Source organism: Agromyces sp. NPDC029043, assembly GCF_055564615.1.
The window spans coordinates 703,151-715,642 of record NZ_JBVHVX010000001.1; the positions used below are offsets into that span (position 1 = coordinate 703,151).

Here is a 12,492-nt window from a genome sequence, read left to right on the forward strand (position 1 = left end):
GCACCGACCTGCACCACACCCACCACCCGCACAGAGAAACCAGGAGAGAACCATGATGCGCATTCCGCGCACGGCGCGCCGCGGCGCGACCGTCGGCATCGCGATCGGCTCGATCGCCCTGCTCACCCTGACCGCCTGCGGCACCTCCGGCACCGGCACCGCGGCCGGCGGCGACGAGGCCGTGACCGAGCTCGGCGAGACCGAGGGCCAGGTCTCGATCCTCGCGTGGCCCGGCTACGTGGAGGACGGCACGAACGACCCCGCCGTCGACTGGGTCACGCCCTTCGAGGAGGAGACCGGCTGCGAGGTCACCTCGAAGACCTACGGCACCTCCGATGAGGCCGTGAACCTCATGAAGACGGGTGAGTACGACGTGGTCGCCGCCTCCGGCGACGCGACCCTCCGCCTCATCGCGGGCGGCGAGGTCCAGCCGGTCAACACCGAGCTCATCCCGAACTACGAGGGCATCTACGACTTCCTCAAGGAGAAGGAGTGGAACTCGGTCGACGGCGTCTCGTACGGCGTGCCCCACGGCTACGGTGCGAACCTGCTCATGTACAACACGGAGACCTTCGCCGAGGCCCCGACCTCGTGGGACGTCGTGTTCGACAAGGCGAGCGAGAACAGCGGCAAGGTGACGGCGTACGACTCGCCGATCTACATCGCGGATGCCGCGGTCTACCTGATGCACCACCAGCCCGAGCTCGGCATCGAGAACCCGTACGCGCTCGACGAGGAGCAGTTCCAGGCCGCGGTCGACCTGCTCAAGGAGCAGCGCGCGCACATCGGCGAGTACTGGTCGGACTACCTGAAGGAGATCCAGGCGTTCGAGACCGGCGACTCGGTCGTCGGCACCACGTGGCAGGTCATCCAGAACGTGCTCGCCGGCTCGGGTGCGACGACCGAGGTCGTCCTGCCCGAGGAGGGCGCGACCGGATGGTCCGACACCTGGATGATCGCCTCCGACGCCGCGAACGTGAACTGCGCCTACGAGTGGCTGAACTACATCGCGAGCCCCGAGGCGAACGCCATGGCGACCGAGTACTTCGGCGAGGCGCCGTCGAACCAGGAGGCCTGCGAGTTCCGCAGCGAGGGCTCGTGCGAGGCGTTCCACGCCGGTGACGAGGAGTACGCGTCGCAGATCTGGTACTGGACCACCCCGATCGCGGAGTGCGTCGACGGTCGCACCGACGTCGAGTGCGTCGACTACGCGCAGTGGACCGAGGCCTGGTCCGAGATCAAGGGCTGATCCCGCCCCGGGCGGGTCGAGGAGCCCTACCCCCGCTCCTCGACCCGCACCCTCCTCCGGGTCTCGGGACGCCGGCTCCGCCGGCTCCTCGACCCTCAGCTCTCCCCCCGAACCCCACAGGAAGCAGCATGACGATGAACGCCACGGCACCGGCATCCGCTCGCGGCGCGGCATCCGGGCCGCCCGAGCCCGCGGCGCCCGACGACGGGCCCGGGGGCACGCCCGGCCGCGCCATCCGACGCCCGAAGCCGACGGCGGCCCGCCGCACCTCGGTGTTCCTCAGCACCCACCCGAGGCTGCGGCTCGCCCTGCTGCTCTCGGCCCCGCTCTTCTGGCTGGGCCTCGTGTACGTGGTCGCGCTGGCCGCGCTGCTCGTCACCGCCTTCTGGTCGGTCGACAGCTTCACCGGCCAGATCACGACCGAGTGGACGCTCGACAACATCATCACGGTGCTCACCGGCTCGCTCTACCAGACGGTGACGCTCCGCACGATCGGCGTCGCGCTGCTCGTCACGATCATCGACGTGGCGCTCGCCCTGCCGATCGCGTTCTACATGGCGAAGGTCGCGTCGCCGCGCGCTCGCCGCATCCTCGTCGTCGCGGTGCTCATGCCGCTCTGGGCGAGCTACCTGGTCAAGGCGTACGCGTGGCGGTCGGTGCTCTCGCAGGACGGCATCCTCGAATGGGTGCTCGCGCCCTTCGGCCTGCACACGCCGGGCTACGGGCTGCCGGCGACGATCATCACGCTGTCCTACCTGTGGCTACCGTTCGTGATCCTGCCCATCTACGCGGGGCTCGAGCGGGTGCCCGACTCGCTGCTCGAGGCCTCGGCCGACCTGGGCGGCAAGGCGTGGCCCACCATCCGGCACGTCGTGCTGCCCCTCGCGATGCCCGCGATCATCGCCGGCACGATCTTCAGCTTCTCGCTCTCGCTCGGCGACTACATCACGGTGAACATCGTCGGCGGCGCGAGCCAGATGCTCGGCAACCTCGTGTACACGAACGTCGGCGCGGCGAACAACCTGCCGCTCGCGGCGGCGATCGCGCTCATCCCGATCGCGATCATCTTCGGCTACCTCGCGCTCGTGCGTCGCACGGGTGCCCTCGACAACCTCTAGGGGCGACGGATGCGACTCTCGCGACTCTCACGGACCACGCTCGCCGTCGTGGCCGGCATCATCCTCGTCATCGTGTACGTGCCCCTGTTCGTGGTGCTCGTCAACTCGTTCTCGACGTCGACCTCGCTGTCATGGCCGCCGCCCGGCTTCACGCTCGAGTGGTGGCAGCGCGCGTTCGCGTCGGCGGGCGCGATGGAGGCGGTGGGCACGAGCGTCGTCGTGGCAATCATCTCGACCGCGATCGCGCTCGTGCTCGGCACGCTCATCTCGTTCGCGCTGCAGCGCTTCGACTTCTTCGGGCGCCAGACCGTGAACCTGCTCGTGATCCTGCCGATCGCACTGCCCGGCATCATCACCGGTATCGCGCTGAACAACTTCTTCCGCACGATCATGGGCATCCCGCTCTCGATCTGGACCGTCGTGATCGCGCACGCCACCTTCTGCATCGTGACGGTGTTCAACAACGTGATCGCGCGCCTGCGCCGCACCGGCACGAAGCTCGAGGAGGCGTCCGCCGACCTCGGCGCGGGGGTGTTCACGACGTTCCGGCTCGTGACCTTCCCGCAGCTGCGGTCTGCGCTGCTGGCGGGCGGGCTCCTGGCGTTCGCGCTGTCGTTCGACGAGATCATCGTGACGACGTTCACGGCCGGCTCGGGCGTGACGACATTGCCCATCTTCATCCTGAACAACATGTTCCGGCCGAGCCAGGCGCCGATCGTCGCGGTCATCGCGGTCGTGTTGGTGATCGTCTCGATCGTGCCGATCTGGCTCGCGCAGCGCCTCTCCGGCGACGAGCAGAAGGCGCCCTGACCTGCCCTGCGCTCGCGTCGCGGGAGGCCTCGCAGTGCGGCGGTCCGTCATCCCGTCGCCGAGTTGCCGGTTCCGTCCGGTTGCGCCGCCGGGAACCCCGCTGGATCGGCAACTCGAGTCCGCCGGAGCCGATCACGCAGCCCAGGGGTGGAGCCGAGGGGCAGAATGAGGGGCATGGATGGCGCCCTCCCGACCTCGTTCGCCGCGTCACTGCCCGCGTGGCTGGTCGACGAGCTCCCGCGGCTGGCCGCGTCGCCGCTGCCCGACGACGACGCGCGGGTCGGGCTCGCGATCGAGCTGGCCGACCGCAACTGGCGCGCGGGCAACGGCGGCCCGTTCGCGGCGCTCGTGGTGGACGCGGCCTCGGGCGAGCTCGTCTCGGCGGGCGTGAACGTCGTGCTCTCGAGCGGGCTCAGCTCGGCGCACGCCGAGGTGACCGCGCTCAGCCTCGCACAGGCGCGCCTCGGCCGATGGGACCTGGGGGCCGACGGCGCCGAGCTCGAGCTCGTCGTCAACTGGGCGACCTGCGTGATGTGCTACGGCGCCACGATGTGGTCGGGCGTGCGCCGGCTCGTGCTCGCCGGTCACGGCGATGAGTGCCAGGAGCTCACGGGATTCGACGAGGGGCCGATGCCCGACGACTGGATCGGGGAGTTCGAGCGCCGCGGCATCCGCGTGCATTCGGGCGTGCGCCGGGCGGAGTCGATCGAGGTGTTCCGCGCGTTCGGCGCCTCCGACGCGGTCGTCTACAACGCGCGCGGCCGGTCCGAACCGTAGTCCGGGACCGGCCGCTGCGATGACGCGGGTTCAGTGCTCCGCGTGGTCGCGGTGGCCCCGATGCCCGGGGCGCCCGTGGCGGTGTTCGCGCGGGTCGTCGAGGTGGACGTGCACGTGCAGGTCGCCGTGGCGGTCGAAGCCGGCCCGGCCGGCCCGCTCGTGCCCGGGGTGGCGGTGGCCGTGCCCGTGGTGCCCGCAGTCGTCGAGGTCGCCGGCCATCCAGGGGGTCGGTACGCCGGGCGGTACGGCGCCGAACGGCGGACGGCCGAAGCGGCGGAACCCGGGCCGCATGCCCCAGCCGCCTCGGCCGCGGCGGCCGGCGGAGCGCCAGGCCTGGCCGTCGCCCTCGGTCCAGCCGAGCTCGCGGGCGATCGACTCGAGCGAGGCAAGGGTCGTCGCGTAGTCGTCGGATGACACGGCGCCGCCGATGCGCGAGCGGATGCCGCGCACGCGCTCGCCGAGGCGCTCGAGCGCGTCGCGCCCCTCGTCGGTGAGCGTCCAGGCGCCGGGCTCGCCGACGACCCAGCCGCGCTCGACGAGGGGGAGCACTCTGTGCGGGCGGGCCTCGAGCTTCGACCGGAGGCGGTCGTCGCGGGCCTCGCCGGCGATCAGGTTCAGCAGCCGCCAGTCGCGGCGGGTCACGCCGAGGTCGGCGAACGCGCTCTCGAACTCGCGGTCGATGAGGCCGTCGACGGTCTTCAGCCAGAAGCCGAGGGGACGGGCGGAGGCGGGCTCGTCTGTGTCGGGACGCTGCGCGTCGCCGTTGATTCCAGCGTGGTCGTGGTCGTGGTCGTGGTCGTGGTCGTGGTCGTGGTCGTGGTGCTGGTCGTGGGTGTTCATGGGAATCCTTTCGTGGCCGGATGCGGTCGGGGCGTGCGCGAGGGATCCGGCGGATGTTGTGGGTCCGGAGCCATCCGGACCGAATGCATGTCGTCTGACATGTACATGCAGCATGACATGCAAACCGAATGCATGTCAAGTGACATGTACTATGAGGGCATGACCGATTCGCCGTCCGGCCCAGCTGAGCGCGACCCGGTCGACCGCATCGAGCAGTCGCTCGGCGCCCTCCGCCGGGGGCGCCCCCACGGCGGCCCGCACGCGCACGGCCCCCATGAGCACGAGGGCCCGCACGACCACGCCGAGCGATCGCGCGGTCACGCGAACCGGGGTCCGGGCCCCATGGGCGGCCCGCCCTGGTCTTCCGGGTCGCACGGCGAGGCCGGAGCGCCGCCGTGGTCGCGCCGCGGGCCGCGGGGAGCATGGGACTTCCGCGTCGGGCCCATCGCGCGCTTCCGATTGCTGGCGACGCTCGAACGCGCCGACCGGCCGATGTCGGTCACCGAGCTCGCGGCCGCGATCGGGGTGGATCAGCCGCGCGCGAGTCGCCTCGTCCAGGCGGCCGTGCACGAGGGGCTGGTCGTGCGGGAGGCCGACCCCGACGACGCCCGGCGCACGCGCATCCGGCTCACCGACGAGGGCCGCGCGGCCGTCCGAGGTGCCACGTCGAGTCGGCGCCGCGCGATCGAAGCGGCGCTCGACGGCTTCTCGGCCGAAGAGCGCGAGCAGTTCGCCGCGCTGCTCGCCCGGTTCGTCGACGGGCTGCGGAGGGATCGGAGTTGACTGCTGCTCATCTGAGCAGGAGCCCGGGGTCATGCTGCACATTTGCGTGCATCGCGTGAACGTCGTGTGACGACCCTTCCCCCGGCGTCCCGAGCGTGCCTATGCTGACGCCCGTCCGGGGGGTCACGGTGGCCCACGCCGGAGTGCGTGAGGAGCCCCGATGAAACGTCCCCTACGTCGTCCGGCCATCGCCGTGGCGACCGCTTCGCTGCTGGCCATCGGGCTCGCCGCGGTTCCGGTCACGGTCGCCCAAGCTGCGCCGACCGACCTCGTCATCAGCGAGTATGTCGAGGGCACGTCGAACAACAAGGCCATCGAGCTCTACAACCCCACGGGGAGCACCATCGACCTCGGGGCCGGGGGCTACGCCATCCGCCAGTACTCCAACGGCAGCGCCACCGTCGGCGTCACCATCAACCTCACGGGGACGGTGCCGAGCGGTGAGGTGTGGGTGCTCGCGCATTCGTCGGCGAACGCGACCATCCTCGCGCAGGCCGACCAGACCAGCGGAGCCGGACTGTTCAACGGCGACGACGCCCTCACCCTGACCAAGGGCGGGGCGACGGCGACAGTGGTGGACTCGTTCGGCCAGGTCGGAGTCGACCCCGGCACCGAATGGGGCACCGGGCTCACCTCGACCGCCGATAACACGCTCCGCCGCGCCGCGGACTCCTGCGAGGGCGACACGAACCCGAGCGACGCGTTCGACCCGTCGGTCGGCTGGGTCGGGTTCGCGACCGACACGTTCGACGGTCTCGGGGCACACGTCTCGACCTGCGGTGCGCAGCCGAACCCGACGCCGGTGGCGGACTGCGACGCCGAGATCGTGACGATCGGCTCGGTGCAGGGCAGCGGCGCGTCGACGCCGGTGCCGGGCCAGACCGTTCGGGTCGAGGGCGTCGTGGTCGGCGACTTCCAGGGCACCGGCGGACTCGGCGGCTACTTCCTGCAGGACGCGGGCGATGGCGACTCCGCGACCTCCGACGGCGTCTTCATCCTCTCCGCAGAAGCGGTGGCGGTGGGTGACACCGTCCACGTCGTCGGCACGGCCGGCGAGAGCAACGGCCTGACCCGCATCACGGCGATCGACGCGGAGGTATGCCCCGACGGCCTCGAGCCGCCGGCGGCGGCCGAACTCGAGCTGCCGATCGATGCGGTGCGCTACGAGTCGCTCGAGGGCATGTACGTGACGATGCCGGATACCCTCACCATCCTCGAGTACTTCAACTACGACCGCTTCGGCGAGATCGTGCTCGGCACCGAGCGGCAGTACCAGCCGACCGCGATCTTCGACCCGGGCTCGCCCGGGGCCGTCGAGCTCGCGGCCGAGAACGCGGCGAACCGCATCACGGTCGATGACGGCCGGAGCACGCAGAACCCGGATCCGGCCATCCACCCCGACGGCGAGGAGTTCACGCTCGAGCACACCTTCCGAGGCGGCGACCTCGTGACGAACGTCACGGGCGTGCTGGACTTCGCGTTCGGCCTCTGGCGGATCCAGCCGACCCAGGGCGCCGACTACGAATCGGTCAACGAGCGGCCCGACGTGCCCGAGGTCGGCGGTGACTTCACCGTCGCGAGCTTCAACGTGCTCAACTACTTCACGACGCTCGGCTCGCGCGGAGCGATCACGCAGGAGGAGTTCGACCGGCAGGAGGCGAAGATCGTCGCCGCGCTCGCCGCGATCGACGCCGACGTCTTCGGCCTGATCGAGATCGAGAACAACGGCGACATCGCCGTCGCCACCCTCGTCCAGGCGCTCAACGACGTGGTCGGCGCCGGCACCTACGACTTCATCTCCACGGGTGTGCTCGGTACCGACGTCATCACGACGGCGCTGATCTACAAGCCGTCCGCGGTGACGCCGGTGGGCGACTTCGCGGTGCTGGACTCGTCGGTGGACCCCCGCTTCGACGATGACGCGAACCGGCCCGCGCTCGCGCAGACCTTCGCCGACGTCGAGACCGGCGAGGAGGTCACCGTCGTGGTGAACCACCTCAAGTCGAAGGGCTCGGCGTGCGCCGGCGATCCCGACACGGGTGACGGCCAGGGAAACTGCAACCTCACGCGCACGGCCGCCGCTGAGGCGATGGTCGACTGGCTCGCCACCGGCCCGACCGGCGCCGAGCCCGGCCGCGAGCTCATCATCGGCGACCTGAACTCGTACGACAAGGAGGACCCGATCGACGTGTTCGTCGAAGCCGGCTACACCGACCTGCTGCTGCGGGAGCAGGGTGAGGAGGCCTACTCGTACGTGTTCGACGGCCAGCTCGGCTACCTCGACTACGCGCTCGCCGGCCCGGCCCTCCTGCCGAAGGTCACGGGTGCCGCCGACTGGGCGATCAACGCCGACGAGCCCGACCTGCTCGACTACACGATGCAGTTCAAGCAGCCCGCGCAGGACGCGCTCTGGGCACCCGACCCCTACCGTTCGAGCGACCATGACCCGGTCATCGTCGGCTTCGACTTCCTCGCCCCAGAGCTCGGGGTGACGGCCGAGCCCGACACGGTGTTCCCGCCGAACGCGCAGTGGAAGACGGTCACGTTCGACGTCGACGCCACCGACGGCTCGGGAGAGGTCGAGGTCGAGATCATCGACGTCACCGCCGAGGGCCACAAGGCCGACATCCGAGAGGTCTCGGACACCGCGGTCGAGATCCTCGCCCGCCAGGGCGCCGTCTACACGGTCACCTTCGAGGCGACCGATCCCTACGGCAACGCCACGACCGAGGTCGTGACCATCCGCGTGCTGCCCTGACCGGCAGCGCCCCCAGAAGACGACGCGCCGCTCCCGTTCGGGGGCGGCGCGCCGTCGTCTGTGCGGGCGGACCGCGAGCCGGGCGGGCGGCTACTCGGCCGCGGCGGACGCGGACGCGGCATCCGTGACCCGCTTCGGCACGCGCACGAACAGCATCATGACGAAGCCGGCGGCGAGGATGAGCGCGATGCCCAGGATGCCCCAGTACTGCGCCCCGAACGCCGCGATGAAGCCCGCCCACGCGAGCGGGGCCAGGAAGCTGGCGGCTCGGCCGGTGGTCGCGTAGAGGCCGAAGATCTCACCCTCGCGGCCGGCCGGCGTGACCCGGGCGAGGAACGATCGGCTCGCGGCCTGCGCCGGGCCGACGAGGGCCGAGAGGAACAGGCCGAAGACCCAGAAGACCGTCTTGCCCGCGTCGTGCGCGACGAACACCACCACCGCCGAGACGACGAGCCCGCCGAGGGTCGCGAGGATCACGGCCCGCGGCCCGAACCGGTCGTCGAGCCGGCCCGAGAGGATCGTCGAGACACCAGCGACCACGTTCGCGGCGACGCCGAAGATCACGACCTCGTTGAACGAGAAGCCGAAGGTGATGCTCGCGATGACCGCTCCGAACGTGAAGACACCGGCGAGGCCGTCGCGGTAGACCGCGCTCGCGAGGAGGAACCAGAAGGTCGGCCGCGACTCGCGCCAGAGCCGCGCGACGTCCTTCACCAGCACGACGTAGGAGCGGAAGAACCCCACGCGCTCGCGCCCGGGTGCGGGCGGCGCTTCGGGCACGTTGAGGAAGATCGGCAGCGAGAACACGAGCGTCCACACCGCGCAGAAGAGGGCGACCAGCCGGATGTTGAGGCCGTCCTCGGTCGGCAGCCCGAACCATCCGCTGAGCTGGGCCACCACCACCAGCGCGAGCACCACGATGCCGCCGAGGTACCCGAAGCCCCAGCCGAGGCCGCTCACGCGTCCCACCGTGCGCGGCGTCGAGACCTGCACGAGCATCGCGTTGTAGTTCACGCCGGCGATCTCGCCGAAGACCGTGCCGGCCGCGAGCAGCCCGGCCCCCAGCCAGAAGAACTGCGCCTCGGCCTCGACGAAGAACATCATCGCCATGCTGAGGATCACACCGCCGGTCGCGAGCGCGAGCCAGAACTTGCGGCGGCCCGTGGCATCGGCGCGCTGGCCGAGCACCGGCGCGAGCAGCGCGATGAGGATGCCGCCGAGGCCGACCGCGAGACCCAGCCAGCTCGAGAGGTCGGCGAGCGCACGCTCGACCGCGGGATCCTCGGCCGGCGCGTCGACGAGCTCGGGAGGCAGGAAGAGCGTGCTCGTGATGTACACCGAGAACACGAACGTCGTGATGACCGAGTTGAACGGCTGCGTCGCCCAGTCCCACAGCGCCCACGACCACACCTGCTTGCGCGGGATCGGTCGCTCGCCCTGCAGCTCGAGCCCGGTGAGCGGCTCGACCGCGGTGTGGTCGTGGTGATCGGGCGCCGGCGCCGGCGGGGTGAGGGGGTCGGTCATGGGACGCAGTCTGGCGACGAGCGGTGAACGGTCGGTGACGGCGCGCCGCGGCCCCGTCAGGCGGCCTGTGAGGCGTCGGCGTCGGCGTCGCGCTTGACGGCCGAGATCTCGAACTCGAGGGTGATCTTCTCCGAGACGAGCCATCCGCCCGAGTCGAGCGCCATGTTCCACTCGAGGCCGTACTCGCGGCGGTCGATGCGTCGCGTGCCCTCGAACCCGGCCCGGAGCGCCCCGAAGGCGTCGACCTGTGCGCCGGTGAACTCGATCGGGATGGTGATCGGCTTCGTGATGTCGCGGATCGTCAGGTCGCCCGACACCACGAGGGCGTTCTCGCCGACCTCCTCGATGCGGTTGCTGCGGAACACGATGTCGGGCCACTTCTCGGCGTGGAAGAAGTCGGCGCTGCGAAGGTGCTCGTCGCGCTGGGCGTTGCGGGTGTCGATGCTCGCGACCTTGAGCACGATCTCGGCGGTGGACTTCGCCGGGTCGTCGAAGTCGACGTGCAGGCTGCCGGTCACGTCGTTGAAGGCGCCCCGGACGTTCGCCACCATGGCGTGCTTCGCCGAGAAGCCGATGCGAGTGTGCGCCGGGTCGAGGTCCCAGTCGCCGCTCAGGTCGGGTCGGTTGTCGGTCATGATCTCCCCACAGGTCGTTGCACGAACTTCCCCAGTCTCTCATCCGCGGGCTGGTCGGATGCTCACGGCGCCGGATGCCGCGGTCCGGCGGGCCGCGGCATCTGCAGGCGCACGTCGACCACGACGGGGAAGTGGTCGGACGGATAGAGCCCCTGCACCGGCGCGGTTCGGATCGCGACGGCGTCCACCGCCACGTCGTCGCCGCGACGGATCAGCACGTGGTCGATGCGGCGATCGATCTCCTTCACCGCCTCGAGCGGGGCGAAGGGCACGTCGGAGCTGAGCGTGACGGCGTCGGTCGCACCGCCGCCGGCCGCCCACGTGTCGACGGCCACCGCGCCGAGCGGTGCGAACTCGGGCTGCGTGACGTCGCAGTTGAGGTCGCCGAGGAGGAACGACGGCAACGTCGGTCGGCCGGGCGCAGCGAGCAACTCGGCGAGCCGCGTCGTCTGCGCCAGGTGGTCGTCGGCGAACGCGGGCTCCCACTCGGTCGCGGCGACGATGACGCGGAAGGGCGTCCCCGGGTGTGCGACCTCCGCTTCGAGGGCGACCGGTGCCACCTGCCGGTGGCTCACGGGCAGCGCGTGCTCGACGAGCCGGGTCAGCGGCCAGCGGGAGACCAGTCCGACGCCCATCCGCACGCCGGCCTGGTCGGCGTGCTCGGGCGGCTCCGGAACCGGCGGGAGCGACGGCCCGGCGAACGCCGCGTACCCTCCGAGACGCTCGGCGACGCGGTCGGCCTGCGTCTCGTGCGCGTCGGCCCAGCACTCCTGCAGGCCGACGACGTCGGGGTCGAGGTCGTCGAGGGTCGCGAGGATGCCGCGTTCTCGCGCCCGCCAATCGGGCGCGAACCGCCAGAGCACGTTCCAGGTGACGAGCCGCATGTGCCGCAGCGTAGGTGCGGGCGTGAGCGGCCGGGAGGGCCTTGGGGGGGGGGGGGGGGGGGGGGGGGGGGGGGCGGGGAGGGGGGGGGGGGGGGGGGGGGGGGGGGGGGGGGGGGGGGGGGGGGGGGGTGGGGGCCGCCCCCCCCCCCCCCCCCCCCCCTCGGCCCCGATCACCGGTAGACGTCGCCGACGAGCTCGGCGAACAGCGCCTCGGCGTCGCACTCGAGGCGCTGCCGGGTGAACCAGTCGCACACGTTGACGCAGTCGCGGTGCAGCAGGTCGAACCCGTTCGGGTTCGCGACCACGTCGACGACCTGCGGCAGGTCGATCGCGACCACCTGTCCGCGATGCACGAGCAGGTTGTACGGCGAGAGGTCGCCGTGCGCCAGCCCGGCGTGCGCGAGCGTGCGCATGAGGTCCATGACCTGGTGGAACAGGTCGCGGAGTTCCCCGCGCGTCGCACGGACCTGAGCCAGACGCGGCGCCGCGGTCCGGCCCTCGCCGACGAACTCCATGAGCACCTCGGTCTCGCTCACCTGCACGGGATACGGCACGGGCGCGCCGAGCTCCGTCAGGCGGCTGAGCGCGGCGAACTCCGCGTACGCCCACTCGGTGCGCGCGACCTCACGGCCGTACGTCGACGAGCGCTGCACGGCACGCACGTCGCGGCTGCGGCGGGTGCCGCGGCCCTCGGTGTAGATCGCCGAGCGGTGGAACATCCGATGGTCGGCCCCGCGGTAGCGCTTCGCGGCGAGCAGCGCCGAGTTGCCCGGCACGTCGGCGGGCGCACCCGGCACGGCCCGCTCGATGAGCCACAGGTCGGCCTCCTTGCCGGTCTTCACGATTCCCAGCTCGGTGTCGATCGCGGCGGCGGAGGTGACGAGCCAGCCGGGCCGGGGCTCCGGCCCGCGCTCGCCGGGCTGGGTCGCCGGCCACGTCGACCAGCGTTGGCCGTCGCCGGGCTCGACGTCGGCGAAGGCGAGGGAATCGAGTGCCGCGCCGAACGGCGCAGCGGATGCCGCGCGGTGCGCGGCGGAATCGTCGAGTGACGACAGCATGTTCACGGTGGTGTCTCCGAGATCGTGGAGGCCACCGGAGCGTTGCTAGCGGGCGG

General features: G+C 71.4%; 11 protein-coding genes. 6 read left to right on the forward strand and 5 right to left on the reverse strand.

Going from position 1 to position 12,492, the window contains the following annotated elements; translation table 11 throughout:
* The first annotated feature begins 52 nt into the window (after nt 1-52).
* From ACZ4TW_RS03405 to ACZ4TW_RS03420, 4 genes are all read left to right on the forward strand, one after another.
* A complete protein-coding gene (locus tag ACZ4TW_RS03405; protein WP_465540125.1) occupies nt 53-1,249 on the forward strand; it encodes an ABC transporter substrate-binding protein in 1,197 nt (398 codons plus the stop codon).
* A 128-nt stretch (nt 1,250-1,377) separates the two neighbouring features.
* Nucleotides 1,378-2,367 (forward strand): ABC transporter permease, encoded by a 990-nt coding sequence (locus tag ACZ4TW_RS03410; RefSeq protein ID WP_465540127.1) that lies wholly within the window; start codon nt 1,378-1,380, stop codon nt 2,365-2,367.
* Between the two features lie 9 nt (nt 2,368-2,376).
* A complete protein-coding gene (locus tag ACZ4TW_RS03415; protein WP_465540129.1) occupies nt 2,377-3,177 on the forward strand; it encodes an ABC transporter permease in 801 nt (266 codons plus the stop codon).
* 174 nt (nt 3,178-3,351) lie between these two features.
* Nucleotides 3,352-3,954 (forward strand): nucleoside deaminase, encoded by a 603-nt coding sequence (locus tag ACZ4TW_RS03420; protein WP_465540131.1) that lies wholly within the window; start codon nt 3,352-3,354, stop codon nt 3,952-3,954.
* Nucleotides 3,955-3,984: 30 nt separating this feature from the next.
* On the opposite strand, the gene ACZ4TW_RS03425 is transcribed toward ACZ4TW_RS03420, so the two are convergent.
* A complete protein-coding gene (locus tag ACZ4TW_RS03425) occupies nt 3,985-4,794 on the reverse strand; it encodes a MarR family winged helix-turn-helix transcriptional regulator (protein WP_465540133.1) in 810 nt (269 codons plus the stop codon).
* A 159-nt stretch (nt 4,795-4,953) separates the two neighbouring features.
* On the opposite strand from ACZ4TW_RS03425, the gene ACZ4TW_RS03430 reads away from it, so the two are divergent.
* Nucleotides 4,954-5,577 (forward strand): MarR family winged helix-turn-helix transcriptional regulator, encoded by a 624-nt coding sequence (locus tag ACZ4TW_RS03430; RefSeq protein ID WP_465540135.1) that lies wholly within the window; start codon nt 4,954-4,956, stop codon nt 5,575-5,577.
* 160 nt (nt 5,578-5,737) lie between these two features.
* Nucleotides 5,738-8,335, forward strand: a complete 2,598-nt coding sequence (locus ACZ4TW_RS03435; protein ID WP_465540136.1) for an ExeM/NucH family extracellular endonuclease — start codon at nt 5,738-5,740, stop codon at nt 8,333-8,335.
* 90 nt (nt 8,336-8,425) lie between these two features.
* Here ACZ4TW_RS03435 and ACZ4TW_RS03440 read toward each other — a convergent pair whose 3' ends face one another.
* The 4 genes from ACZ4TW_RS03440 to ACZ4TW_RS03455 form a co-directional block, all read right to left on the reverse strand.
* Nucleotides 8,426-9,859 (reverse strand): MFS transporter, encoded by a 1,434-nt coding sequence (locus ACZ4TW_RS03440; RefSeq protein ID WP_465540138.1) that lies wholly within the window; start codon nt 9,857-9,859, stop codon nt 8,426-8,428.
* A 56-nt stretch (nt 9,860-9,915) separates the two neighbouring features.
* Nucleotides 9,916-10,494, reverse strand: a complete 579-nt coding sequence (locus tag ACZ4TW_RS03445; RefSeq protein ID WP_465540140.1) for a YceI family protein — start codon at nt 10,492-10,494, stop codon at nt 9,916-9,918.
* A gap of 62 nt (nt 10,495-10,556) precedes the next feature.
* Nucleotides 10,557-11,378 carry an endonuclease/exonuclease/phosphatase family protein gene (locus ACZ4TW_RS03450; RefSeq protein ID WP_465540141.1) on the reverse strand — a complete coding sequence of 274 codons (822 nt, stop codon included), beginning with the start codon at nt 11,376-11,378 and terminating at the stop codon, nt 10,557-10,559.
* Nucleotides 11,379-11,548: 170 nt separating this feature from the next.
* A complete protein-coding gene (locus ACZ4TW_RS03455) occupies nt 11,549-12,436 on the reverse strand; it encodes a serine protein kinase RIO (RefSeq protein ID WP_465540143.1) in 888 nt (295 codons plus the stop codon).
* Between the last annotated feature and the right edge of the window lie 56 nt (nt 12,437-12,492).